Source organism: Knoellia locipacati, from assembly GCF_044791685.1.
In the GTDB taxonomy this organism is placed as follows: Bacteria; Actinomycetota; Actinomycetes; order Actinomycetales; family Dermatophilaceae; genus Knoellia; species Knoellia locipacati_A.
The window spans coordinates 3,949,196-3,974,338 of sequence record NZ_CP087730.1 but is presented as its reverse complement, the minus strand read 5'-3'; the positions used below and the strand labels follow the sequence as shown (position 1 = coordinate 3,974,338).

24 protein-coding genes and 1 pseudogene are annotated in these 25,143 nt (G+C 70.4%); 15 read left to right on the top strand and 10 right to left on the bottom strand.

Annotation, left to right across the window (positions count from 1 at the left end; all coding sequences use genetic code 11):
- Window positions 1-87: 87 nt before the first annotated feature.
- The 7 genes from LL946_RS18660 (at window position 88) to LL946_RS18630 (ending at window position 7,268) form a co-directional block, all read left to right on the top strand.
- A complete protein-coding gene (locus LL946_RS18660) occupies window positions 88-741 on the top strand; it encodes a SatD family protein (protein ID WP_404383402.1) in 654 nt (217 codons plus the stop codon).
- Window positions 738-1,502, top strand: coding sequence for a hypothetical protein (locus LL946_RS18655; RefSeq protein ID WP_404383400.1), 765 nt, complete (start codon window positions 738-740; stop codon window positions 1,500-1,502). The genes LL946_RS18660 and LL946_RS18655 overlap by 4 nt, the downstream gene beginning before the upstream one ends.
- 66 nt (window positions 1,503-1,568) lie before the next feature.
- Entirely contained in the window at window positions 1,569-2,300 is a 732-nt protein-coding gene (locus LL946_RS18650) for a hypothetical protein (RefSeq protein WP_404383398.1), read from the top strand.
- A gap of 145 nt (window positions 2,301-2,445) precedes the next feature.
- Window positions 2,446-3,477, top strand: a complete 1,032-nt coding sequence (ctlX, locus tag LL946_RS18645) for a citrulline utilization hydrolase CtlX (protein WP_404383396.1) — start codon at window positions 2,446-2,448, stop codon at window positions 3,475-3,477.
- A gap of 69 nt (window positions 3,478-3,546) precedes the next feature.
- On the top strand, window positions 3,547-5,223 hold the full coding sequence (locus LL946_RS18640) for an alkaline phosphatase D family protein (protein WP_404383394.1): 1,677 nt from the start codon (window positions 3,547-3,549) through the stop codon (window positions 5,221-5,223).
- Complete coding sequence (locus tag LL946_RS18635; protein WP_404383392.1) at window positions 5,220-6,491, top strand: alkaline phosphatase family protein; 1,272 nt, start codon at window positions 5,220-5,222, stop codon at window positions 6,489-6,491. The genes LL946_RS18640 and LL946_RS18635 overlap by 4 nt, the downstream gene beginning before the upstream one ends.
- 36 nt (window positions 6,492-6,527) lie before the next feature.
- A complete protein-coding gene (locus LL946_RS18630) occupies window positions 6,528-7,268 on the top strand; it encodes a haloacid dehalogenase type II (RefSeq protein WP_404383390.1) in 741 nt (246 codons plus the stop codon).
- Here the strand turns inward: LL946_RS18630 and LL946_RS18625 are convergent.
- The gene (locus tag LL946_RS18625) at window positions 7,265-7,801 is read right to left on the bottom strand and encodes a dsRBD fold-containing protein (protein ID WP_404383388.1); all 537 of its coding nucleotides are present in this window, start codon (window positions 7,799-7,801) and stop codon (window positions 7,265-7,267) included. The genes LL946_RS18630 and LL946_RS18625 overlap by 4 nt on opposite strands.
- A gap of 118 nt (window positions 7,802-7,919) precedes the next feature.
- Here LL946_RS18625 and LL946_RS18620 point away from each other — a divergent pair, with 118 nt between their 5' ends.
- The 3 genes from LL946_RS18620 (at window position 7,920) to LL946_RS18610 (ending at window position 10,519) form a co-directional block, all read left to right on the top strand.
- Entirely contained in the window at window positions 7,920-8,321 is a 402-nt protein-coding gene (locus tag LL946_RS18620; RefSeq protein WP_404383386.1) for a nuclear transport factor 2 family protein, read from the top strand.
- 265 nt (window positions 8,322-8,586) lie between these two features.
- On the top strand, window positions 8,587-9,141 hold the full coding sequence (locus LL946_RS18615) for a hypothetical protein (RefSeq protein WP_404383384.1): 555 nt from the start codon (window positions 8,587-8,589) through the stop codon (window positions 9,139-9,141).
- 670 nt (window positions 9,142-9,811) lie between these two features.
- Window positions 9,812-10,519, top strand: coding sequence for a hypothetical protein (locus LL946_RS18610; RefSeq protein ID WP_404383382.1), 708 nt, complete (start codon window positions 9,812-9,814; stop codon window positions 10,517-10,519).
- Window positions 10,520-10,892: 373 nt separating this feature from the next.
- Here LL946_RS18610 and glnA read toward each other — a convergent pair whose 3' ends face one another.
- Complete coding sequence (gene glnA, locus LL946_RS18605) at window positions 10,893-12,317, bottom strand: type I glutamate--ammonia ligase (RefSeq protein WP_404383380.1); 1,425 nt, start codon at window positions 12,315-12,317, stop codon at window positions 10,893-10,895.
- Window positions 12,318-12,487: 170 nt separating this feature from the next.
- On the opposite strand from glnA, the gene LL946_RS18600 reads away from it, so the two are divergent.
- Complete coding sequence (locus tag LL946_RS18600) at window positions 12,488-12,904, top strand: RDD family protein (protein ID WP_404383378.1); 417 nt, start codon at window positions 12,488-12,490, stop codon at window positions 12,902-12,904.
- A gap of 3 nt (window positions 12,905-12,907) precedes the next feature.
- Here the strand turns inward: LL946_RS18600 and LL946_RS18595 are convergent, their stop codons facing one another.
- The 5 genes from LL946_RS18595 to lipB form a co-directional block, all read right to left on the bottom strand.
- A complete protein-coding gene (locus LL946_RS18595) occupies window positions 12,908-13,558 on the bottom strand; it encodes a LysE family translocator (RefSeq protein WP_404383377.1) in 651 nt (216 codons plus the stop codon).
- Between the two features lie 63 nt (window positions 13,559-13,621).
- The gene (locus LL946_RS18590) at window positions 13,622-14,359 is read right to left on the bottom strand and encodes a DUF4191 domain-containing protein (RefSeq protein WP_404383375.1); all 738 of its coding nucleotides are present in this window, start codon (window positions 14,357-14,359) and stop codon (window positions 13,622-13,624) included.
- 68 nt (window positions 14,360-14,427) lie between these two features.
- Window positions 14,428-15,453 carry a lipoyl synthase gene (gene lipA, locus LL946_RS18585; protein WP_404383373.1) on the bottom strand — a complete coding sequence of 342 codons (1,026 nt, stop codon included), beginning with the start codon at window positions 15,451-15,453 and terminating at the stop codon, window positions 14,428-14,430.
- A 352-nt stretch (window positions 15,454-15,805) separates the two neighbouring features.
- Complete coding sequence (locus tag LL946_RS18580; protein WP_404383371.1) at window positions 15,806-15,997, bottom strand: hypothetical protein; 192 nt, start codon at window positions 15,995-15,997, stop codon at window positions 15,806-15,808.
- Between the two features lie 56 nt (window positions 15,998-16,053).
- Window positions 16,054-16,686 carry a lipoyl(octanoyl) transferase LipB gene (gene lipB / locus LL946_RS18575; RefSeq protein WP_404383369.1) on the bottom strand — a complete coding sequence of 211 codons (633 nt, stop codon included), beginning with the start codon at window positions 16,684-16,686 and terminating at the stop codon, window positions 16,054-16,056.
- 74 nt (window positions 16,687-16,760) lie between these two features.
- Here lipB and LL946_RS18570 point away from each other — a divergent pair, with 74 nt between their 5' ends.
- From LL946_RS18570 to LL946_RS18560, 3 genes are read left to right on the top strand one after another with little or no spacing between them, the layout of a single operon-like run.
- Entirely contained in the window at window positions 16,761-19,004 is a 2,244-nt protein-coding gene (locus LL946_RS18570) for an MMPL family transporter (protein ID WP_404383367.1), read from the top strand.
- 10 nt (window positions 19,005-19,014) lie between these two features.
- Window positions 19,015-20,067 (top strand): Gfo/Idh/MocA family protein, encoded by a 1,053-nt coding sequence (locus tag LL946_RS18565; RefSeq protein WP_404383365.1) that lies wholly within the window; start codon window positions 19,015-19,017, stop codon window positions 20,065-20,067.
- Window positions 20,067-20,651 carry a DinB family protein gene (locus tag LL946_RS18560; protein ID WP_404383363.1) on the top strand — a complete coding sequence of 195 codons (585 nt, stop codon included), beginning with the start codon at window positions 20,067-20,069 and terminating at the stop codon, window positions 20,649-20,651. The genes LL946_RS18565 and LL946_RS18560 overlap by 1 nt, the downstream gene beginning before the upstream one ends.
- Before the next feature lie 3 nt (window positions 20,652-20,654).
- Here the strand turns inward: LL946_RS18560 and LL946_RS18555 are convergent, their stop codons facing one another.
- Window positions 20,655-21,386, bottom strand: coding sequence for a Type 1 glutamine amidotransferase-like domain-containing protein (locus tag LL946_RS18555; protein WP_404383361.1), 732 nt, complete (start codon window positions 21,384-21,386; stop codon window positions 20,655-20,657).
- A gap of 68 nt (window positions 21,387-21,454) precedes the next feature.
- Here LL946_RS18555 and LL946_RS18550 point away from each other — a divergent pair, with 68 nt between their 5' ends.
- Complete coding sequence (locus tag LL946_RS18550) at window positions 21,455-23,131, top strand: protein kinase (RefSeq protein WP_404383359.1); 1,677 nt, start codon at window positions 21,455-21,457, stop codon at window positions 23,129-23,131.
- Here LL946_RS18550 and LL946_RS18545 read toward each other — a convergent pair.
- Both LL946_RS18545 and LL946_RS18540 read right to left on the bottom strand, forming a co-directional pair.
- Window positions 23,128-24,124, bottom strand: a pseudogene (locus LL946_RS18545) (IS481 family transposase). The gene LL946_RS18550 and the pseudogene LL946_RS18545 overlap by 4 nt on opposite strands.
- A 116-nt stretch (window positions 24,125-24,240) precedes the next feature.
- A complete protein-coding gene (locus LL946_RS18540; RefSeq protein ID WP_404383357.1) occupies window positions 24,241-25,140 on the bottom strand; it encodes a TIGR01777 family oxidoreductase in 900 nt (299 codons plus the stop codon).
- Window positions 25,141-25,143 lie beyond the last annotated feature (3 nt).

The following is a 25,143-nucleotide window of genomic DNA, read 5'->3' as shown; positions in this document are numbered from 1 at the left end:
GGAGGTGGAGGCGTTGAGGACATGGCTTCACATGGCCGAAGTGAAGGAAAAGGCTGAATATGCTCAGGATGAAGGTATGATCTGGACATGGTCGAAGTTCAGCGTCCACCTGTCGTCCTCATCGGGGACGTCGTGGAGTCCCGGGCGAGCAAGGACCGACGTGGCCTCCACCGCGCGATCGAGGCCGCGCTCGCCGAGACGAACGAGCGGGTCGAGCACCTCGAACCTCTCGAGATCACGGTGGGAGACGAGTTCCAGGGCGTCTACCCGAACCTGGGTTCCGCCCTTGACGCGGCCCTGCGCGCCCGGCTGGCCCTCCGCCCGCACGCGGAGACCCGCTACGGCCTCGGACGGGGCACGACGACCACCCTCGACGAGGCGCGCGGCATCAAGGACGGGCCGGCCTGGTGGGCGGCCCGTGAGGCCATCGTCGCCGTGGAGGACCAGGCCCGGCGGGCTGCTCTGGCCCACGTCCACACGGCATACCGGCTCGCCGAGGGAGAGCAGGACGAGATGGGGACGAGCGTCGCGGTGGAGGCGGCCCTGCAGTGTCAGGACCACATGGTTGGCTCGTTGTCGGAGAGATCGGGGCGACTGTTGAGAGGACTGCTCGAGGGGATGACACAACGTGAGCTCGCCGAGGCCGACGGGATCAGCCCCTCGGCGGTCTCGCAGCGCGTGCGGGCCGACGGTCTCGCCGTCATCATGCGCTGCCACGAGCTGCTGAGGACGCTGCCATGACGTGGCTCGCCGTCTGGTTGCTCGGCGTCGGTGTCGCCGACCTGCTCCGCGCCGTCGACTCCAGGCTGGTCCGTGCGGCGGCCGTCCCGATCGGTGCCGTCACGACGATCGGCGTCGGGCTGCTCGCAGGGTTGACCGGTGCCGCGGACCTCGTCGCCCTGACCGCGTCGATCGTGCCCCTGGTGGGGTGGGTGGCGCTGTCCGAGCGTTCGTTGCGCCGCGGTGGGGGGCATGCCGAGGCTCTTCTCGTCCTGGGCGGCGCGGCGGTTGCGCTCGTCGCGGCCTCGGGGTTCGCCTCCACGGCCAACGGCCCGCTCGCCGAGTGGATGGCCTGGGCCGACCTGCCGTTCGCCGGTGACGAGCCGGTCGACCGTCTGCTGCTCGTGGCCGGCCTCTTCGTCGCCAACCTCGCCACCGGCAACGTCATCGTCAGGCTCGTCCTCGTGAGCGTGGGTGCGATGAGGCCGTCCGGACGCACCAGACCTGGCCGAGAGAGCGAGCCGTCCGACAGGCTCAAGGGTGGGCGGCTGCTCGGCCCCATGGAGCGCATCTTCATCCTCGGGCTCGGTCTCGCCGGCCAGGTCACCGCCGCGAGCATCGTCATCGCCGCCAAGGGCCTGATCCGGTTCCCGGAGCTCCAGTCGGCCAAGGACGACGCGACGATCAAGGGCGACGGCATCGACCAGGTGACCGAGTACTTCCTCGTGGGCAGCTTCGTCAGCTGGCTCGTCGCGCTGGGGTCGCTCGCGCTCACCCGCTGACGCGCCCGCGTGAGGCATGCTGGACGTGACGCCGTGTCGACGACGCGGCACGACGGGAGGATGGACATGGGTTTCCTCGACAGGCTCCTCGGCCGTGAGCCGCGCATGCAGGGACAGGGCGGAGCACCGGGATCCGGAGGTGGGTCGTGGTCACAGGGCGGTTCTGGTCAGGGCCAGCAGCCGCAGCACTTCCGGGGTGAGGGCTCGACTGGTCAGGTCCAGGGCGGTGACGACGCGCGGGCCATCGCCCGCTACCGCTACCTCTTGCGCACCGCGCCGCCCGAGACGCTCGAGCAGGTGCACGCCGAGGCCTTCGCGCGTCTCACCCCCGACCAGCGGCAGCAGGTGCTCACCGGGCTGACCCAGGACGCGCCGCAGGGGGAAGCGCCTACGAGCGCAGAGCCCCAGGACCTCGCCCGGGCGGCGACCCGGGCCGAGATGCGCCAGCCCGGCACCATGGAGCGGACGTTCGGTCGCGGCGGCTTCGGTGGCGCGGGCATGGGTGGCACCCTCATGGGGTCGATGATGGGGACGATCGCCGGTGTGGTCGTGGGCACGGCCATCGCCGACGCGCTGTTCGACGACTACGGCTCGTCGCCCGAAGCGGCTGAGGCTGGCGAGGCCGGCGAGGCCGGCGCCGCCGATGGTGGCGGCGAGGCAGCCGGTGGTGGCGAGGGCGGTGCCGGTGGAGAGACCACCGAGGCCGGAGGGTCGGACCTGGGTGGTGGCTCGGATCTCGGTGGCGGGGACTTCGGCGGCGCCGACTTCGGTGGAGGGGACTTCGGGGGCGGGTTCTAGGCTCGACCGGGGCCTGGCGCGCTTACCGGGCCGGGCCCGAACTCCGTGCCCTGGGCCCGAGCTCCGTGCCCTGGGCACGGGGTCCGGGCCTCGGGGCGCCCGGGGGAGTTCGAGTGCGGCGGGGCTCATGGACTACATTCCGTCCGTGAGTGCTCAGGCCCCTTCCGCAGTCGTGCTGATCCGTGCCGAACGGTTCCTGCCCAATCCCGCCACGGCGGCCGACAACGCCTTCCAGCGTGACGTCCCCGCAGGCCAGTCCGATGTCGCCGTCTCCACCACGGCCCTGGCCGAGATGGATGCCCTGGCCGACGCCCTGCGCGCCGCCGGCGTCACGGTCCACGTCTTCGCCGACGAGGACCACACGCGTCCCGACAGCGTCTTCCCCAACAACTGGCTGTCCACCCACGCCGGGGGCTACGTCGCGGTCTACCCGATGTACGCCTCGAACCGGCGCCACGAGCGTCGTGCCGACGTCCTCGAGATGCTCAAGTCGGACTACCGCGTCCAGGCGATCGTCGACTACTCCGGCCTCGAACCGGACGGGATCTTCCTCGAGGGCACCGGCGCCATGGTGCTCGACCACGTGTCGCGCGTCGCCTACACCGCGCGGAGCCACCGGGCCGACATCGCGGTGCTCGAGCGCTTCTGCACCGACTTCGGCTACGAGCCGATGGCCTTCGACGCCGTCGACTCCGAGGGTGTGCCGGTCTACCACACCAACGTCATCGCGTGCATCGGCACCGACGTCGCCATGATCGCCCTCGAGATGATCCACGACGAGGTCCGCCGGGAGCAGGTCCGTGAGCGGCTCTCCGTGACCGGTCGCACGATCGTCGAGCTCACCGAGGAGCAGATCCGGGAGTTCGCAGGCAACGCCGTCGAGCTCTGCGGACGCACCGCCGAGGGCAGGCGCCGCTACGTCATGGCGATGTCGGCTCGGGCGAGGCGCAGCCTGCGTCCCGACCAGGTGGCGGCCATCGAGGAGTCGTGCGAGATCCTCGCCGTCGACATCCCCACGATCGAGCTCGCCGGTGGGTCGGTGCGGTGCATGATCGCCGGCGTCCACCTCGACCGTCGCCCCACCGCCGAGGCCGAGCCGACCGCGACGGTCGAGGCCATCGACGAGACGGCCGAGACCATCGACGGGCAGGACCTCTTCGACTCCGACGACGACTGAACGTCAGGTGAACATCCTCTGACCCGTCCGTCACCCGTTCGTCACCATGGATCGGCACGGTGGGTGACCATGATCGAACGACGCACTCTCCTCACCGGTTCAGCCGCCGTCGCAGGCGCCCTCTGGGCGACCGGGCCGACCGCATCATCGGCCCTGGCCACGGGCAGGTCCGTGCCCGAGGTGCGCGCCCCATCCGGCCCGTTCCGTCACGGCGTCGCCTCCGGTGACCCGCTCCCGAACGCCGTCCTGCTCTGGACCCGGGTGACCCCGACCGACGCCTCGTTGCCGGGGTCCGGCGCCGGGCCCCGTGTGACCGTCTCCTGGCAGGTGGCCGCCGACCCGGACTTCCGCCGCGTTCTCGCGAAGGGCTCCACCGTGACGGGCCCGGAGCGAGACCACACCGTCAAGGTGGACGCGGCCGGACTGGCCGCTGGAACGGCATACTTCTATCGCTTCTCCCTGGGCGGCGCGCACTCACCTGTCGGGCGCACCCGCACCGCGCCGGCAGCGACCGCCTCACCCGACCGGCTCCGTCTCGCCGTGGTGTCATGCTCCAACTGGGAGGCAGGGTACTTCTCGGCCTACCGCCACCTGGCAGTCCGCGGCGACCTCGACGCGGTGCTGCACCTCGGGGACTACCTCTACGAGTACGGCACCGGCACCTACGCCCACGGCCAGGGCAACAGGGTCATCCGGCCCCACGAGCCGGTCCACGAGATGGTGTCGCTGGCCGACTACCGTCAGCGCCACGCCCAGTACAAGACCGACCCCGACCTGCAGGCCCTTCACGCCGCAGCGCCGTGGGTGACGACCTGGGACGACCACGAGAGCGCCAACGACGCCTGGAGCGACGGCGCCGAGAACCACCAGTCCGGCGACGGCGACTGGGCCACGCGCAAGGCCGCGGCACGGACGGCATACGACGAGTGGATGCCGGTGCGGATGTCGGGGACGGCCGCCGTCGGTGACGGAGCGCAGCTCTACCGGCACCTTCAGTTCGGTCGGCTCGCCGACCTCACGATGCTCGACCTGCGCAGCTACCGCAGCCGGCAGGTCGAGCCCACGGAGATGGCCGCCGTCGCCGACCCGTCGCGGACGATCACCGGGGAGGCGCAGATGCAGTACCTCAAGGACCGTCTCGTCGAGAACGACGCGGTGTGGAAGCTCGTCGGCAACCCGGTGATGGTCAGCCCGGTGCTCTTCCCGCCGCTCGACCAGCACGTCGCGGGACCGGTGGTCGACATGACCGGGCTGCTGCCCCCTGACGGGGTGGCGTACAACGTCGACCAGTGGGACGGCTACACCGCCGACCGTCGCGAGCTGATCGACTTCATCGCCGACCGTGGGGTCGCCAACACGGTGTTCCTCACCGGTGACATCCACTCCGGGTGGGCGTGCGAGCTGCCGGTCGACCCGGGCACCTACCCGCTCAGCCGCACCGCCGGTGTGGAGCTCGTGGCGACCTCCGTGACCTCGAACAACCTCGACGACATCACCGGCTCGCCGCCGAGGACGAGCTCGCTCGCCGTCGAAAATGCGATCATGACGAGCAACCGCCACGTCAAGCACCTCGACTTCGACAGCCACGGGTACTCGGTCCTGACGATCACCGCGCGGGAGGCCCAGATGGACTGGTACGTCGTCAGCGACCGTGCCGACCGCGCGGCCACGTCCACGTGGTCGACCGGCTGGCGCGTGGCCGTCGGGACCAACACGCTGGCCCGGGCGACCGGAGCGGCGCGATGAACCCCGGATCCCGTATGCCGGGTGCCGGCAGCCCGTCCCGGCGCAGCGTCCTGCGGTCGGCCGGAGCCCTCGGCGTGGTGGTCATCTCGGCGGCGGCGGGAGCCCCGCTGTCCACGGCGGCGGTGGGGCGCACTCGCGTGTACGTCCTCGTCACCGACGGTTGCCGCCCCGACGAGATCACCGCCGGACTGACGCCGAACCTGCACGCGCTCCGAGAGGGAGGCACCTGGTACCCGAACGCCAGGTCGCTGCCGGTCATGGAGACCATCCCCAACCACGTCATGATGATGACGGGCGTGCGTCCCGACCGCAGCGGTGTGCCGGCCAACGCTGTCCACGACCGGCTCGAGGGCGTGGTCCGTGACCTCGACCGCCCCACCGACCTACGGTTCCCCACGGTTCTCGAGCGGCTGAACGCCGCCGGCCACCGCACCGGCACGGTGCTGTCGAAGGCGTACCTGTACGGGATCTTCGGCACCCGGGCGACGTACCGCTGGGAGCCGTCACCACTCGTGCCCGGGACCAACCACGCACCCGACGCCTTCACCACGGACGCGCTCATCTCGATGGTCGACAGCGTCGACCCCGACCTCGTGTTCACCAACCTCGGCGACATCGACCGGGTCGGCCACAGCGACCTCACCGGGTCGGTCTCGTTGGACGTGGCCCGCTCTGCGGCGCTGGGCTCCACCGACCAGCAGGTGGGGCGCTTCGTGCAGCACCTGAAGGACACCGGCCGCTGGGAGAGCTCCGTGATCGTGGTGCTCGCCGACCACTCGATGGACTGGTCGGTGCCCACCAGGGTCATCTCCCTCGCGCCGGTGGTCGAGGCAGATCCGCTCCTGGCCGGCAACGTGGTGATCTCCCAGAACGGTGGTGCCGACCTCCTGTACTGGACGGGGTCAGAGGCCGGACGGGCCGACGGTGTGGCACGGCTCCGGCAGGTCGTCGAAGCGGTCCCCGGCGTCCTGTCGACGCACCTCCCCGCGGACCTGCGCCTCGGTCCGGAGGCGGGCGACGTCGTGGCCTACTGCAAGGCGGGTTGGCGGTTCAGCGACCCGGCTGTGTACTCCAACCCCATCCCCGGCAACCACGGGCACCCCGTCACCGAGCCGATCCCGTTCTTCGTCGGCGGCGGCTCGCGGCGGATCGCCATCGGGCAGGTGCGCACCGAGGTGGCCCGCACCGTCGACGTCGCCCCCACGGTGGGAGCACTCTTCGGTCTGCGCGCGCCCAAGGGCGGTTACGACGGCACGTCTCGCCTGTGAGAGCACGGCGCCGTGCCTCGACATACAGTGACGTGCATGACCCCTGCCGACAGTGCCGCGGGAACCGCAGCGGGACAGGACCACCGTCTGGCTCCGGTCAGGCCAGGACGGCCGCGAGTGCTCGTCTTCGACGTCAACGAGACCCTGTCGGACATGTCGTCCATGGGCCAGAGGTTCGAGGACGTCGGCGCGGTGCGGGACTTGGCCGGGACCTGGTTCTCCGGGTTGCTGCGCGACGGCTTCGCCCTGACAGCGGTCGACGCAAGCGGACGTTTCGCTCTGCTGGCAGCCGAGTCTCTGCGGGTGACCCTCCATGGGCAACCGTTGAACCGCGGCGTCCAGGACGCGGTGGCGCACGTCATGGAGGGTTTTGCGGCCCTGCCGGTTCATCCCGACGTCGATGAGGGGGTGAGGGCGCTGGCCAGCTCAGGAATCCGACTCCTGACGCTCAGCAACGGCTCAGCCTCGGTCGCCGAAGGGCTGCTCGAGCGGGCCGGCATCCGTGAGCACTTCGAGGCCCTGCTGTCCGTGGAGGACGCGGGTGTCTGGAAGCCCGCCGGGGGTGCCTACGCGTACGCGCTCGAGCAATCTGGCGTGGACCCCGCCGAGGCCATGCTCGTGGCGGTGCATCCATGGGACGTCGACGGGGCGGCTCGGGCGGGCCTGGCGACCGCATGGGTGAGCCGGACCGGCGGTCCGTACCCCGAGTACTTCACCGCTCCCGACCTCACGTGCGCCTCGCTCACGGACCTCGCCGACCAGCTCTCATCGGGCTAACGGGCGCGGAGCGTCACGTCGTGCTCGCCGGTGCGGTCCTCGATGTCGTCGGCCGCGGTGTCGAGCAGCCTGTCGGCCAGGCGCCGCAGGGCTCGCGCGACGGCGACCTCGTCACCGATCTCCGGGACCGGAGAGTCGCTGGAGCTGCGGCGGCTGTGACCGTGGGCCGTGAGGTGACGCGGCGAGTCGGCGATGAGCACCACTCGTGCCTCGGCGTCGTCGTCGTCGCCGAGGACGCTGATCCGCACGGTCCAGTCCTTGGCGTGGAGGTGGACCCCCGACGGAGCGTGCTCCGGCGGTGGTTCCGCTGCCGCGGGTGGTGGGGTCGCGACGGGCTCCGAACCCTCAGCGGACAGGATGCGCAGGACCGCACCCGGGCCGGGGTAGATGAGCGCCTCGTGGCCGTCGCTCCACTTCACGACGTACGGCGGTTGCCCATCCTCACCTCGGGTCTCGATCACCTCGCCCTCGCGAAGCGTCCCGTCCACGGACGGTGGGGCCAGGATGATGTGGTCACCTGGAAGCGCTCGCATGGCCTCCTCCTTCGTCTCGGCTCCCTCCAGCGTCCGCCGCGGACGCCGCCGTTGGCACGGGCCGAAGGTCCCGGCATACGGGATGTGAGGGGAAACCGACGGGTCTATTTTCGTTCCTGTGACGACCGATGAGAAGACCACCGCCGAGATCCGCGCCCTCGTCGAGCGGACGTATGCCGCGATGTCGACTCCCGGCGGCGACGTCGCCTCGGTCTTCGGGGCCGCTGACGTCGCGGTCGCAGGGTCGGATCTGCAGGAGCTGATGTACGGGCCCGAGGAGGTCGTCCCGGTGGCGCAACACATCGCGAGCACTGCAAGGCTCTGGGTTCCCGCAACCGTGACCGTCTGGAGTCGGGGGGACGTCGCCTGGGCCCAGGTGCTCGGACACGTGCGGGTCGCGGGACGGAAGGGGAGCGAGGACGTGCCCTACTGGACGACAGGGGTGTTCGGGCGCACCGGGGACGGGTGGGAGTGGCTCTACTGGGGCGGGTCCGAACCGCAGGAGGACCCGCGCGTCTGAGGGCCGTCGGTCGTCGGAGCGTCCTCGCTCGCCAGCGCCTCCGCAGCCTCGGGTCAGGCGCCCAGCAACGCGCGCGCCCGAGGGATGTCCTGGTCGACACCATCGCCGAGCTGGATGGCCGGCAGCGAGCCGATCTCGCCGCGCAGGAGGCTGGCGTCCTTGCAGAGGCGGTCGTACTGGACGTCGCCTCGAGGACGCGCCAGGAGTCAGGAGCCGAGGCGAAGATACGGCGGGCATCCTGCGCCTGCGCGAGGAGAGCATTCTGGTGCTTCAGCGCGGCCCGTCGGGTGACCCGAGCGCACCTGAGGAGGCGTGCTTCCCGGGTGAGAAGGCGCACGAGGCGGCATTGGCTGGTTGGGATGCCGTGGTCCTCGTCAACCGTCACGTCGATCCCGACGACGCGTTCTGTGGTTCAGGGGCCTTCGTCGACGAGATCGTCGCCGTGTGCTCGCCTCATGAGGCCTTCCACCTGATGTTCAACAGCGACATCAGCACCACCTATCCCGAAGCGGACCCGGCCATCGACACGTTCGCCATTCCGGAGGCACACGACCCGGCAAACGCGTTCGGCTTGGGTGACCTCTGGGTTCACGAGGTCGCCACGGACCCGCTCGATCCGAGCCTGGCGTACCTGTCGTACTACAGCGGAGGACTACGGTCAGTGCAGATCCAGTGCACGAACCCGGCCGACACGTCGACCTGCGGGCTGGTCGAGGTGGGCGGCCATCTCGATCCGGAAGGCAACAACTTCTGGGGCGTGCAGACGTTCGTCCGGGACGGAGAGACCATGAGCAGGGGGCTCGCCGAGTGCGGTGGGTGAGTGCCTGCTCCCATCGGAGTCCGGGAGGGGCGTAGGGGCAGACTGGGGTGAGGGTCCTGGCGGGGGCCACGCATCTTCAGGGAACCTTCATGGGAATGCGACTGCGTGAGGTGGGTCGGGCGAGGAGGGTTGTGTCATCGACCCCGGCACCAACCACTCACGGACAGAAGGAACGTCACATGACACGCTTCGCACTGAGATTTGCGTCTGCTGCAGCATCCGTTGTCCTGGGGGTGGTTCTGGCATCGGCATCGGCATCGGCAGCACCCACTGACGCTGACACCTACGGCCAGCATGTTCGAGAATGTGCGCAGTCCATGGGCTTCGACCAGACCCACAACCCCGGCATGCACCAGGGCATCTCGATGTGGAACCCCGCTCACACCTGCTGACACCCACGGACGTCGAGCCGACGGTGCCATGGCACGGTCGACTCACGCCGGCCCTCGCGGCCCGAAGGCTCGCGAGCGACGAGACGGTCCAGAGCTGCAGCACCCCGGGGCCCGGGTCCACGTCATCTCTGGCTGCTGCCATGCACGCTCTGTCCGCCGAACTGCGGCCGGGTGACCGGACCGGCTCATGCGCGCGCCAATCCGGCGGGCGTGCGGCTCCGAACAGAGAGGGACCACCGAGATCGCCTCCCTGGTCACACATCCCCCAGGAGCGAATCATGAAGCGAACCACAACGGCTTTTCTCGGCACCTCGGTACTCGCACTCGTTGCGGCTGCGTCGCTCGGTACCGGTTCGGCCTCGGCGCACCCCAGCCCGGCAGGTCGTGGGGCAGACCGAACCGTGACCCTGAGCGCGCAGCTCGACGAGCTCAACGGCTCCGGCGCGTCCGGCACTGCCACTGCCACTGTGCGCAACCAGAACATCCAGAACATCGACGTGCACGCCCACGGCCTGACCCCTGACGCCCCACACGCCCAGCACATCCACTACGGGCAGGAGGCGCTCAACGAGTGCCCGACGCTGGCCCTGGACGACAACAATGACGGCCGCATCAACACCGTCGAAGGCATCCCGGCTTACGGACCGGTCGTCGTCTCGCTCAACACCACCGGGGACACCACCCCCGCCAGCTTCCTCGACGTCACCCGGTTCCCCGTCTCCGACGACGGCTCCTACCACTACAGCCGCGACAACATCGCGTTCACCCGCGTCGCCGGCACCGGCTACACCGGGGGCGGCGGCACCGCCAAGCAGATCGCCGACTCCATCCGCGAGGGTGAGGGGGTCCTCGTCATCCACGGGGTGGACTACAACGGCAACGGCATCTACGACTTCGAGGGCGCGGGTGCCAGCGAGCTCGACCCGAACCTGCCTGCCGAGGCGACCGACCCGGCTGTCTGTGGTGTGCTCAAGGTCGACAACTGACCTTTGACCTCGGCAGTACCTGACGCTCTCGTCAGTGGCAATGGCCCACCGTCACCACGGTGGGCCATTGCTGAACTGGGAAAGGCCGACAACGTCGACACCGGGGTCGACGTCCAGGCGGTCCGAGCCAGACCTCGCCCGGCGATGGCGCCCGCTCTCCTCACCGGCGGCCACGCATGGCCGGACGCAGACGAGTCCGCACGGGCGCCGTGGGACAAGTGCGGCTGCTCGTGCGGACTCGCTGCGGACTCAGAGGGCCTCTTAGGCCTCTGACCTGCGGATGTGCTCAGATGTCGACTTCTCGCTTCGCCATCTGGCACCTCGGGCTCCGGCAGGTGCCTCCTTCGTCGGCCCCTACCTCCGCCCTCGCTGCTCAGATGTCGAAGTACATCTCGAACTCGTGCGGGTGCGGACGGAAGCGGATCGGGTCGACCTCGTTCTTGCGCTTCCACTCGATCCACGTGTCGATGAGGTCCTGGGTGAAGACGTCACCCTCGAGCAGGAACTCGTGGTCGGCCTCGAGCGCGTCGAGCACGGCCGGCAGCGAACCGGGGACCTGCTCGATGGCCTCGTGCTCCTCGGGCGGGAGCTCGTAGAGGTCCTTGTCGACCGGCTCCGGCGGCTCGATGCGGTTGCGGATGCCGTCGAGACCGGCCATGAGCTGCGCCGCGAACGCGAGGTACGGGTTGCACGACGGGTCCGGGATGCGGAACTCGATGCGCTTGGCCTTGGGGGAGTCACCGGCGATCGGGATGCGCACGCAGGCGGAGCGGTTGCGCGCCGAGTACACGAGGTTGACCGGCGCCTCGTAGCCCGGGACGAGACGGTGGTAGGAGTTCACCGTCGGGTTCGTGAACGCGAGCACCGCGGGGGCGTGCTTGAGCAGGCCACCGATGTACCAGCGGGCGAGGTCGGAGAGACCGCCGTAGCCGCGCTCGTCGTAGAACAGCGGCTCGCCGTCCTTCCAGAGCGACTGGTGGGTGTGCATGCCCGAGCCGTTGTCACCGAAGATCGGCTTCGGCATGAAGGTCGCGGTCTTGCCGCCCTGCCACACCGTGTTCTTGACGACGTACTTGAACTTCATCATGTCGTCGCCCGACGCGAGCAGCGTGTCGAAGCGGTAGTTGATCTCCTGCTGACCAGCCGTGCCCACCTCGTGGTGGCTGCGCTCGACCTTGATGCCGACCTTGTCCAGGTTGAGGCAGATGTTGTCGCGCACGTCGGCGAAGTGGTCGACCGGGGGGACGGGGAAGTAGCCACCCTTGTAGCGGGTCTTGTAGCCCTTGTTGCCACCCTCCTCCTCGCGACCGCTGTTCCACGCAGCCTCGATGGAGTCGATGTAGTAGTAGGAGGCGTTGGCCTTGGTCTCGAAGCGCACGTCGTCGAAGACGTAGAACTCGGCCTCGGCACCGAAGTAGGCGGTGTCGGCGATGCCGGTCGACGTGAGGTAGGCCTCGGCCTTGGCCGCGATGTTGCGCGGGTCGCGGCTGTAGGGCTCGTCGGTGAAGGGGTCGACGATCGAGAAGTTCATGATGAGCGTCTTGTGCTCACGGAACGGGTCGAGGTAGGCGGACTTCACGTCCGGGATGAGCTTCATGTCGGACTCGTGGATGGCCTGGAAGCCACGGATCGAGGATCCGTCGAAGGCCTGGCCGTTCGTGAAGAAGTCCACGTCGACCGACTCGGCCGGCACGTTGAAGTGCTGCATGACCCCGGGCAGGTCACAGAAGCGAATGTCGACGAACTTGACGTCCTCGTCCTTGATGAACGACAGGACCTCGTCAGCAGAGCTGAACAAGTGGGGCCTCCTAGGCAAAGGGAACGGCGGGCGGTGCCCGGACATGTCGAGAACCCTAGAGGTGCGCGGTTTCTCGGCCATGACCCGAATGTTTCACCGGTGTTACACCCTGCCAGAGCGCGCGGCGACCCGTCGGAACGGTCCATCTGGCGACGGCATACAGTCCTCGGGTGAGCACGGAGGAACCGCAGTCGTATGCCGGTGAGCACCTGGGCATGCCGGCGTCCGGACCCGGGTCGATGGCTCCACTGTGGCGGCGCGGGCTCGGCCTGCTCGTCGACTGGGTGCTCGTGCAGCTGCTCGCCGCCGTCGCCTTCGGTGCCGAGCTGGGTGCCGGGGGAGCGCAGTCGTTCGTCCCGCTCGGGCTCCTCGCGGTGCTCAACGTGCTGTCGATCACGGCGTTCGCGGCCACGCCGGGACAGGCCCTGCTCGGGCTCCAGGTGCTGCAGGTGCGACCCGGCGCGTTCCCGCTGCAGGTCGTCATCCGCACGGCCCTGCTCTGCCTGTTCGTGCCGGCGGTCCTCAGTGACCGCAACGGGCGCGGCTTCCACGACGCGGCCGCCGGCACGGTCATCGCACGTCGCTGAACCTCAGAGCGCGCGCGACCCGGTGGCCGCAGTGAAGCCGCCGAGACCGATGTAGGTCAGCCCGATCGCGACCTTGCCCCTGGCCGAGCGTTTGCGTCCCCGCCGCCGGGCCATCCGGGTGGAGATCGTGCCGGCGAGCGCCCCGTAGCTGGTGTCGAAGACGAGCCCGATGAGGACGAAGACGACACCGAGGACGAGGATCTGCCCGGTCATCGACCCGCGTGCGGGGTCGAGGAACTGGGGGAAGAACGCGAGGAAGAACAGTGCCACCTTGGGGTTGGCGATGCCGACGAGGTAGCCCTGTCGCCAGCTCGTCCAGTCGCTCTGCCGAACCGTCAGCCGCGGCGCCTCGGGCGCGGACGTCGTGGCCCGGCTTCGCAGCACGCCGATCCCCAGCCAGACGAGGTAGGCCGCCCCCGCGAACCTCAGCACGGACAGCGCCAGCGCCGAGGTGGCGAGGACGGCGGTGAGACCAAGGGCCGTCGCCAGGACGAACGTGGCCGTTGCCGACCCGACACCGAGCGCCGACATCACCCCGACGCGACGTCCACCCGCGGCGCCCCGGGCCACGAGGAACAGCATGGACGGGCCCGGGAAGAGGATGAGCAGCAGCGACGCCCCGGCGAACGCGGCGAGGGTGGGAGCGGACGGCATACGCCGCACGCTAGACCCGGCCAACCTCGCGAGGCGAGGGGATTCCGACAGGCGGGCGTGGGACTACTTGCCGCGCATGGCCTTGCGGTCGACCCGGGCACGCGTCGGGTCCATGCCGGCGGGTACGCCGCTGCGCAGGCCGCCGAGGGACTTGAGCCGCTTGTTGACGACCGACGCCTCGTCCTTGGTGAGGACCGGGCGCATGCGGGTCAGCTTGGAGCTGATCTTGCTCACCTTGACCTCGTCGTCGCCGTCACCGACGACCCAGAGGTGGACGGGCACGCCGGGGGCGACGCGGCTGACCTTCTTCTCCTCGGCCTTGAGCAGCTTGAGGACGCGCTGCTTGGGGCCCTCGCCGATCAGGACGACACCGGGACGGCCCAGGGCGCGGAAGACCATCGCGGACCCGGAGAGGTCGCTCGGCTTCGAGGCGCGGTTGGCGTCGATGGCGACGGGCTCGGTCGAGGCGTACCAGCCGCGGCGGCCCATGCTCTGGAGCGCGGCGCCGGCGGCACCGGTCTGGCCCTCGAGCATGCCGTACATGGCCTTGTTGCCCCGGCGGTTCATGACGAACGTCGCCGCGAGCAGTGCGGCCGGGATGGCGATGAGGATGAGGTACCAGCGCCACAGGCCACCGAGCAGGAAGCCGATGCCGACGATGACGGCGAACGTCACCAGTGCGGCGAGCAGCATGAACCACCCGATCTTCGGGTCGATCTGCTTGACGGCGCGATAGCCCTGGCGGATCTCGGCGAACCGTCCGGGCTTCTTCTCTGCGGTGGTCTCTTTGGCCTTGGCCACGGGGTGCGTGCTCCTGCGTCAGGGTGTGGCGCGCGGGCTGCGCGCCGGTGCGAGCGAGTTCTCGAGGATCAGGATACGGCCCGTTCGGCACGCGCCACCAACGACGCGGCCTCCTGGCGGGCGGGGTCGCCGGCGGCCTGTGCGAGGTGCGACAGGTGCTCGGGGATCGGGCGGCCCCACTTCGTCATCGCCGTGGCCCAGAGGCGACCCGCGCGGTACGACGAGCGGACGAGCGGTCCGGCCATGACGCCCTTGAAGCCCATGTCCTCGGCGACCGTGCTCCAGTGGACGAACTCCTCGGGCTTGACCCACCGGTCGATCGGGTGGTGCAGCTTCGAGGGACGGAGGTACTGGGTGATGGTGAGGATGTCGCAGCCCGCGTCGTGCAGGTCCGCGATGGCCTGCTCGACCTCGTGGTCCTCCTCGCCCATGCCGAGGATGAGGTTGGACTTGGTGACGAGCTCGGCGTCGCGCGCCATCGAGAGCACCTTGAGCGACTTCTCGTAGGTGAACGCGGGCCGGATCTGGCGGAAGATCCGCGGCACCGTCTCGAGGTTGTGGGCGAACACTTCGGGGCGCGCGTCGAAGACCTGACCGACGAGCTCGGGCTTGGCGCCGAAGTCGGGCGGGAGGATCTCGACACCCGTGTTGGGGTTGAGGGCGTGGATCTGGCGGATCGTCTCGGCGTAGAGGCCGGCGGCACCGTCGGGCTGGTCGTCGCGCGCGACACCGGTGACGGTGGAGTAGCGCAGGCCCATCTGCTGGACCGACTCGGCGACGCGACGGGGCTCGTCGAGGTCGAGGCTCGTCGGGCGGCCTGTGGCGATGTCGCAGAAGTCGCAACGGCGGGTGCAGACGTCACCGCCGATGAGGAACGTGGCTTCCTTGTCCTCCCAGCACTCGAAGATGTTGGGACAGCTGGCTTCCTGGCAGACGGTGTGGAGGCCTTCCTTCTTCACCATCGAGTGCAGCTGGGTGTACTCCGGGCCCATCTTGGCGGTGGTGCGGATCCACTCGGGCTTGCGCTCGATCGGGGTCTCGGCGTTGCGGGCCTCGACACGCAGGAGACGACGTCCTTCGGGTGCGACAGTCACGCGCTCCAGAGTACGCCGGGGGTGAGACACCCCCCACATCCGGCCGGTGTCACGGGGTGGCACCCCGTCGAGGTAGCGAGAAACGCACATCGCCCGTCACCGAGCGCGGCGTGTTGCGCTACCTCGACGGGCGCGGGCCGAACCAGGGGCCGCGCGAGGGGAGCGCGCGGCATACGAAGCCGTCGTTGACGCGACTCAGCCGAGGACGTGGGTGACTGCGGGGCAGGCACCGTGCGCGGCGTCCAAGAACTGCTTCCACGGCATGGGCTGCGAGCGCCAGCCGTCTGCTCGCTCGGTCGTCGCTTTGCCGCGCGTCGTGTCCGCTCCGGAACCGAGCACCACTCCGGCTAGCTCACCCGAGGGCCAGCCAGCGGATCGTGACCGCCGCGAGCATGCCGATGCCGCCCAACGCCCAAGGGTCGGGGAGGTCCACACCATCGCGGTTGTTGGCCCAGAACCCGATGGCTGTGCCGACCAATGCGCCGAGAATGGCCCACGGCGCGTACTCCGGGGCGTTCTGGATGATGGCGGGGAGGTTGTCCACATCCTCAGTGTGGCGGTTCTCCGCTGGCTCCGGGCGTGTTCCGTCGTGGACGCGACTCAGCCGAGGACGTCGGTGAGGTGCTTCTCGGCGTAGGGGAGGAGGTCCTGGACGGTGACCGTGCGACCGGCCTCGCGGCTGATCGAGGAGACACCCGCGTCGGCGATGCCGCACGCCACGATGTTGTCGGCCCACGAGAGGTCGGCGTCGCAGTTGAGGGCGAAGCCGTGCATCGTCGTCCGCCTGCTCACCCGCACGCCGATGGCGCCGAGCTTGCGGTCGGGTCCGCGGTCGTCCTCGAGGACCCAGACCCCGCTGCGGCCCTCGACCCGGACAGTCTCGACGCCGAACTCGCGCGTCATCCGCATCATCGCGTCCTCGAGCCGGCGCACGTGCGCGACGACGTCGATCGGCACCTCGGGAAGCGCGACGATCGGGTAGCCGACGAGCTGGCCCGGACCGTGCCACGTGATGAGTCCGCCGCGGTCGACGTCGACGACCGGCGTGCCGTCGAACGGCCGCTGCTCGGGCAGTGTGCGCTTGCCGGCGGTGTAGACGGCCGCGTGCTCGAGCAGCAGGGTCGTGTCGGGCTCGCGGCCCTCGGCGACGGCGGCGTGCACCTCGCGCTGGCGCTCCCAGCCGTCGAGGTAGTCGACGTAGTCGGGAGCGAAGCCCAGGTGCACGAAACGCATGACCCCACCGTATGCCGTGCGCGAACCTCCAGTCTCGCCTCCCTCTAGCGCTGCTGCGACCTAGGGTGAGGTCCGTGAGGCACCGCAGGGCTGAGCCCGGATCGCGCCGACCCCGACGGATGCTGCTCGGGGCTCTCGTCGTCCTGCTCTGCTGGCTGGCCGTGGGTGCGGTCGGCGGACCGGCGACGGGACGCCTCTCGGAGGTCCAGAAGAACGACAACGCCTCCTTCCTGCCGACCGACGCCGAGTCGACCGCGGTGCTCGAGGCCGTGAGCCGGTTCAGCGACGAGCCGGAGATCCCGCTCTTCCTCATCGCCGAGAAGCCGGACGGCGGCGAGCTCGACGAGCGTGACGGCTTCGCGCTCCTCCAGCTCGGGCGTGAGCTGCCGTCGGTGCCGCTGCCCGGCATGGACAGGACCCTGGGCGACTACATCGTCTCCGGGGCACAGATCGTCCCCGTCCCGAGCGAGGACAGGCGGGCGGCCCTCGTCATCATCCCGCTCAGGGAGACGGCGGTCTCCGACGTCGTCGACGGCGAGGCGCCGATCGTTGCGGCCGCCGAGGAGGTCCGCGTCAAGGCACGAGTGGCCCTGAACGGCACCGGCCTGACGACGAGCGTGGGTGGTCCGGGCGGGCTCGTCGCCGACTTCTCCGCGGCCTTCGCCGGCATCGACGGGGTGCTGCTCATCGTCGCGCTCGTCGTCGTCCTCATCATCCTGCTCGTCGTCTACCGCAGCCCGATCCTGCCCATCGCCGTCCTGCTCAGTGCGATCTTCGGACTGAGCCTGGCCGTGCTCGTCGTCCGGCCGCTCGCCGAGAACGGCACGATCGAGCTGTCGGGCCAGTCGCAGGGGATCATGTTCATCCTCGTCGTGGGTGCGGCCACCGACTACGCGCTGCTCCTCGTGAGCCGCTTCCGCGAGGAGCTCCACGAGCACGAGAGCACCTGGGTGGCGCTGCGCAGGGCGTGGCGGGGCTCCGTCGAGCCCATCGTGGCGTCCGCCGCCACGGTCATCCTCGGACTGCTGTGCCTCATGCTCGCGTCGCTGCGCAACACGGCGGGCCTGGGTCCGGTGGGGGCGTTCGGGGTGGCCGGAGCCCTCCTGGCGTCGCTGACGTTCCTGCCAGCGGTGTTGCTGCTCTTCGGGCGGAAGGCGTTCTGGCCGTTTGCTCCTCGCATCGACCACCGCCACGCGGAGGACGCCGTCGGCACCCGTTCGCTCTGGGGACGGGTCTCAGGGCTGGTCGGCCGCCATCCCCGCCGCACGTGGGTCCTCACCCTCGTTGCACTGCTCGCCGCGGCGGCCTTCGCGCCGACGTTCAAGGCCGAGGGCGTCACCATCAAGGACACCTTCCTCGTCGCCACCGACTCGGTCGACGCGCAGGAGGCGATCGAGCGGCACTTCGCGGCGGGCGCGGGGAGCCCGATCCAAGTCGTCGTCCCGGACGCGCAGGCCGAAGCGGTGAGAACGGCCCTCGACGCCGACGCCGGGATCGAGTCCGCCTACGTCGGGCTGACGCCCCCCGTCCCCGGTCAGCCGGCTCCCGAGGCGGACCCGGTCGACGGGTTGCAGCTCGTGCAGGGCACCGCGACCGGAGCCGCGGACAGCGCGGAGGCCGAGGAGACCGTGCGGCGGCTGCGGACCTCGCTCGACTCCGTGAGCCCCGACGCCCTCGTCGGCGGTCAGGCCGCGATCAACCTCGACGTCCTCGAGGCGAGTGGCCGCGACCTGCGCGTCATCGTGCCCGCGATCCTCGTCGTCATCTTCCTCGTCCTCTGCCTGCTGCTGCGCTCGCTCGTCGCGCCGCTGCTGCTCGTCGTGGCCAACGTCGTGTCGTTCGCGGCGACGATCGGGGTCTCGGCCCTCGTCTTCGACCACCTCCTCGGTTTCGGTGGCAGCGACCCGGCGATCCCGCTCTACGGCTTCGTCTTCCTCGTGGCACTGGGGATCGACTACTCGATCTTCCTCATGACCCGGGTACGGGAGGAGTCCGTGCGCCGTGGGACGAGACCCGGGATCCTCGTCGGTCTGGCGGTCACCGGTGGCGTCATCACGAGCGCCGGCATCGTCCTCGCCGCGACCTTCTCGTCGCTCACGGTGCTGCCGCTCGTCTTCCTCGTGCAGGTGGCGTTCATCGTCGCGTTCGGCGTCATCCTCGACACGTTCGTCGTCCGCAGCCTGCTCGTACCGGCGATGGCCCACGACATCGGTCCCGCGGTCTGGTGGCCGGCCCGGCTGGCCGGTGACCGGCGCACGGGGAGCAGGGACGAGGCGGTCGAGCCGGTCGGGGAGACCGCCGACACCGCTGCCCACTAGGGTCCGGTGGATGGTGAGAGTCGGACTGGCGGGTTATGCATCGGCCGGACGTGGGATCCACGCCCCCCTCATCCGTGACGCGGGCCTCGAGCTCGCGGCGGTGGCCACCTCGAACCCCGAGCGCAGGGCGGAGGTCGCCGCGGACTTCCCTGACGCCCTGGTCGTCGACGACCTCGATGCGCTCCTGCGGGTCGATGGGCTCGACGTCGTCGTGCTCGCGACGCCGAGCGGCAGCCACGTGGAGCACGCCGAGAAGGTGATCGCGGCCGGCATACCGTGTGTCGTCGACAAGCCACTGGCCGTCGACGCCGACGACGCCCTTGGGCTCGTCGACGCCGCCGCCCGCGCCGAGGTCCCGCTCACGGTCTTCCAGAACCGGCGCTACGACCACCAGTTCGCGACGCTCGCCACGGTCGTCGCCGATCGCCTTGCGGGAGAACCGTTCCGGTGCGAGCTTCGCTGGGAGCGGTGGCGCCCGGTGGCCAAGGACCGCTGGCGCGAGAACGCCCCGCCGACCGAGGGCGGAGGCATCCTGCTCGACCTCCACTCGCACCTCGTCGACATGGCCGTGCAGCTCTTCGGTCCGGTCGCGACCGTCTTCGCCACGGTCGAGTCGCACACCACTCCCGCCGAGGACGACGCCTTCCTCGTATGCCGTCACGAGTCGGGCGTGACCACGCACCTCGGCGCCACCTCGGTCGCCGGTGCCCCGGGTCCGCGCGTGCGCCTGCTGGGGCGCGACGCGGCCTACGTCCAGAACGACTTCGAGAACGACGTCAACGTCTTCCCCGACACCGCCGACGCCGACGCGGAGCACTGCGGCTGGCTCTACCGCGCGGACGAGCGGGAGCCGGTCCGGACCACAGCCGCGACCCAGGTCGACTACTACCGCGCCGTGGGTGCGGCGCTCGGAGCCGCCGACGTCCAGGCGGCCCTGCCCGTCGACCCCATGGACGCCGTCCACACGCTGGCCGTCATCGACGCGGCCCGCACCAGCGCCGACGACGGCCGCGTCGTCGAGGTCATCACCCCCGGCACCCGACCCCGGTCCGAGGAGTCCTGATGGCCGACGACCCCAAGACCGTCCTCCACCGCTATCTGCGCGGCCAGCGCGAGGCCCTGCGGTGGAAGCTCGACGGGCTCGACGACTATGACATCCGCCGACCGATGACCCCCACCGGGACCAACCTGCTGGGACTGGTCAAGCACTGCGCCGGAGTCGAGGCCGGCTACTTCGGTGAGTGCTTCGGGCGGCCGCTGCCGGACCTTCCCGCGTGGTACGCCGCGATGGACGACGAGCCGAACATCGACCTGTGGGCCACGGAGTCCGAGTCACGAGCCGACATCCTCGAGCTGCACGAGCGGGTCGCTGGTCACGCGGACGCGCTCATCGACGAGCTCGACCTCGACGCCACGGGCACCGTGCCGTGGTGGGGTGAACGAGGTCGGGACGTCCCGCTGCACCTCCTCCTGGTGCACGTCATCACGGACCTGGCTCGCCACGCCGGCCACGCCGACATCCTGAGGGAGACGGTCGACGGAGCCGTCGGGATGCGTCCGAGCGCTCCCAACATGCCCGACGGCGACGCCGACTACTGGCAGAGGCACAGGATCCGACTGCAGGAGACGGCCGAACGCTTTCGCTGAGGCTCAGGGGTTGGGGAGGCGGCGCGGCTCGATCCGCTCCTCGACCGCCTCGTCCCCCTGGCGCGTGACGACGTAGGCGCCATTGCCGTCCCGCTCGGACACGGCCTCGACGAGCTCCGTGCCGCGGTAGACGAGGCCGACGCCGTCGTCGGTGCAGTGGGTCTCGGGGAGGGTGCCGTCAGCGACGAGCCGGTGGACGAGGGGCCGCCGCCGCGACTCGGAGTCGTAGTGGACGCCGTTGCCGTAGGGGAGAAGCCCCAAACCGTTGGTGACGGCCCGCAGCTCGGGGCCGAAGGAGTCGGTCGTGCCACCGGCGTACCAGCAGATCGATCCCGCCGAGACACCCGACAGGACGACACCGGCCTCCCAGGCGGCGCGCATGGCGGTGCCGACGTCGTGCACGCCCCACACGGCGAGCAGGTTGGCGACCGAGCCACCGTTGACCCAGACGACGTCCTGGGCCAGGAGGTGCTCGGCGATGTCCTCGACGCTGGGCATCGGGAAGAGGTCGACCGTCGAGATCTCGAAGCCCGCGACGCGACCCGCCTGGTGGACGTGGTCGTTGAAGTAGCGCTGGTCGCCGCCGGCGGTGCCGAGGAAGGCGACCTTCGGGCGTCCTTGCGCGCCGGAGAGCTCGACGGCGTGGTGGACCAGCGCGTCGAACTCGAGGTAGGTGCGGCTGGCGGGGCGGTAGCCACCGGACGTGGCGAGGATCGTGGGCTGCGAGGCGGGCATCCGGTGACCCTAGCCGGGCCTGTGGAAAAGCTCTCGGCCGTGTCTGCGATGTCGGTGAGAGTGGGTCCATGGAGACCTCGGAGCTCACCGCGACGACCCGGTATGCCGGCCGCCACCGGATCGTGGACCACGCCGCTCCCAGCCTGCCCGGCTACGACGTCGTCGAGCCGATCGGCCACGGTGGGACCGGCACCGTCTGGTCGGCCACGGCTCCGGACGGTCGGAGCGTCGCGGTCAAGGTCGTGCAGGCGGTGGACGTCGACGACGCGCTCGTCGAGCTCGCGATCCTCGGTCGCATCCGGGACCCGCACCTCGTGCGCCTGCACGAGGCGTTGGCACTGCCCAGTGGCGAGGTCGCCCTCGTCCTCGACCACCTCGCCGGAGGGACGGTGGGCTCGGTCGTCCGGGCCCGCGGGCACCTGCGACCGGGCGAAGTCGTGACGGTGCTCAGCCCGGTGGCCGCCACGCTGGCCAGGCTCCACGGTGTCGGGATCGTCCACGGCGACCTGTCGCCCGACAACGTGCTGCTCGACCTCGACGGCCGCCCCTTCGTGTCCGACCTGGGTGTCGCCCGGATCGTCGGCGAGGGCCTGGCGGAGCTGCGCGGCACGGAGGGCTTCGTGGCGCCGGAGGTCATGGCCGGAGGTCTGCCCAGCCCGGCCTCCGACGTGCACGCCGTCGGCGCACTGGCCTGGTTCTGCCTCACCGGGGAGGCGCCCGGACCGGCGGTCCTGCGTGGGCGACTGGGCGACCGGGCGCCCGGCGTGCCTGACCTGCTCGCCGACGCGGTCGAACGGGCGCTGCGCACGCGTCCCGAGGACCGGCCGGACGCCGACGAGCTGGCCGTGGCCGTCTTCGGGAGTGCGGACCCAGAGCCGCTCGTCCTCGCGCTCGAGGAGGCGGGAGCAGACACCGACGTCAGCCTGCTCACCCGACGGATCCGTGCCGCGGCGCGACCCGCTGCCGGGGCCGGGGTGAGCGGACAGGCGCACGGGTGGGTGCGCCGAGGGTTGCGCGGGCTGGGCGCGTTCGGCGATCGTGCGTGGTCGGCGGGCCCGAGCGCCGGGGCCGGGGCCATCGCGCGGCGTGCAGTCCACGGTCTGCGGATGATCCTCCCGTGGGTCGCGGTCGTGACCGTCGTCGGTGCGCTGGTGCTGGGTTTTCTGTCCTGGCGGGGAGACCGCGACGAGGCCAGTGCCACCTCATCGTCGGGCACCGTGACGGGTCAGGCGTCGGCGGGAGGTGTCTCCGGCGATGCCGGGACTGCGAACTCGGGAGCACCGGACTCACGGGCCGCGAACGGGGGAGTGGCGGACGCAGGGACTGCGAACGGGGGAGGGGCCGATCCGCGTATGGCCGCCGACGCCGCGTCCCGTGACCCGGTGGCCCTGGCTCAGGTCCTCGCAGATGCGAGGGCGGACGCCTGGTCGTCCGGTGTCGCGGCCCGACTGGTGGAGGTCGATGCGCCCGGGTCACCGGCCTGGGTCCGCGACGCTGCGGTGCTGGCGGGGGTGCAGCGGTCGGGCCAACGCTACGTCGGCCTCAGCTTCGTGGTCCGCCGAGCCGAGGTGGTCGCCGAGCGAGACGACTCGGTGACCCTCCGCACGCGGATCGACACCGGCGCGCACGTCGTGCGTGGCCCGTCGGGCGAGGTGAGCAGGCCCGCCGTCGCGGCCGCGCCCGTGCTCCTCGACCTCGTCCGCACGCGCGCCGGCTGGCGGGTGCACGACGTCCGCGTCGCCTAGGTGTGATGTCCAGGGAGGTTGGTCAGTCGGGTGACCGGTGGCTTGCCTCCGAGTGCGGAGGGGTCGGTGGTGATTGTAGGAGTGGATCCATCGGGGCAGCGCGGCTCTGCGTTGGTCTTCTGAGTCGTACTGGCGTGCGTAGGCCCAGCCGTCGGCCAGGGTGCGGTGGAAGCGTTCGATCTTGCCGTTGGTCTGTGGTCGGTAGGGACGGGTCTTCTTCGGGGTGATGCCGAGTTGTTCGCAAGCATCGCGCCACGCGTGAGACTTGTAGGCCGACCCGTTGTCGGACAGGACCCGTTCGACGGTGACGCCACGCTGGGCGTACCAGGTCACCGCGCGCTGCAGGACCGCGATTGCGGTGGTGGCCTTCTCGTCGGAGCAGATCTCGACGTAGGCGACACGGGAGTGATCGTCGATGACGGTGTGCAGGTACGCGGTGCCGATCAGTGGTCGGTAGGCGTGGCCGCGTTCACCGGTTCGTTGAGCTGTGACCTCCTTGTTGCGTCGGCCTCGGGTTCTGCCGACGTAGCGCCAGCCGCCGCCATCGGGGATGTTGGCGAACTTGGTGACGTCGACGTGGATCAGTGATCCTGGGTGGTCGTGTTCGTAGCGGCGTAATGGCTCGCCGGTGACCCGGTCGATCCGGGAGAGCCGGTTGAGTCGACACCGGGTCAGCACGGCGTGCACCGTGGATGGCGGGATCCCGAGCCGACCGCCGATCTGTACCGGCCCGAGCCTGTGGCGCCACCGCAGGCCCACGATGGCTCGCACCAATGGTTTGGGCGTCTTGGTCGGGCTGTGGTGCGGCCGTGAGCTGCGATCGCCCATCCCGGCTGGTCCTTCGAGGCGGTACCGGTCAGCCCACTTCTTGGCCGTACGCGGCGAGACCATGAACATCGTCGCGGCCGCTGAGTACGTCCAGCCGGCATCAACGATCAGGCGCGCCAAGCGCAGTCGGGTGATCGGGGTCAGGGTCGCGTTAGCGTGGGACACGAAGGCCTCCTGGTTGGTGAAGCGGTTCCTCGACAGCTCCACTTCACAACCGGAGGCCTTCACCTGTCAGCCCGACTCACCGCCGCAGGGCGGGACAACCTCTATGGACATCACACCTAGGAACCGTCCGCGAGCATCCACCGGACGGCGTCCGGCAGGGTGGCGTGCTCGTGCTCGAAGCCACTGGCCAGCAGGCGCTGGGGGAGGGCACGCTGGCTCGAGAGGATGTCGCTCGACATCTCGCCCAGGACAGCGCGGAGGGCGAACGCCGGTGCCGGGAGCAGCGTGGGTCGGTGGAGCTGACGGCCCATCTCGGCGACGATCTCGCGCTGGGTGGCCGGGTCCGGTCCGGTAAGGTTCACCGCGCCCTCGAGCCGGTTGTCGAGGACGTGCAGGATCGCGCGGACCTCGTCCGCGAGCGTGATCCACGACCAGTAGTGCCGACCGTTGCCCAACGGCCCGCCGAGGCCCAGCCTGGTGAGCAGCAGGAGCGGCTTGAAGGCGTCGCCCTGCGCGGCGAGGACGATGCCCGTCCGGACGAGGGCGACCGGTGCGCCGGCGGCCCTGGCCGGCTCCGTGGACCCCTCCCACGCGCGCACGAGGTCACTGAGGAAGCCGGAGCCGCCCTCGCTCTCCTCGGTGAGCACCTCGTCACCACGGTCGCCGTAGTAGCCCACCGCCGAGCCGTTGACGAGGTGGATCGGGCGTCCGCTCGGTGCGATCGCCTCAGCCAGTGCCGTGGTGCTGTCGGTGCGCGAGTGGATGAGCTCGGCCTTGAACTCGGGTGACCACCGGCGGCCTCCGAGGCTGGCCCCGGCGACGTTGACGACCGCGTCGACGCCGTCGAGGACATGCGGGTCGAGATGGCGGGACGCAGGGTCCCACTGCACCTCGGAGGAGTGCTCGGAGGGGCGACGGACGAGGCGGACGACGTCGTCCCCCCGCTCACGCAGGGAACGACACAGCGCACCCCCGATCAGTCCGGTCGAGCCGGCGACGGCGATGCGCTGTGTCATGGA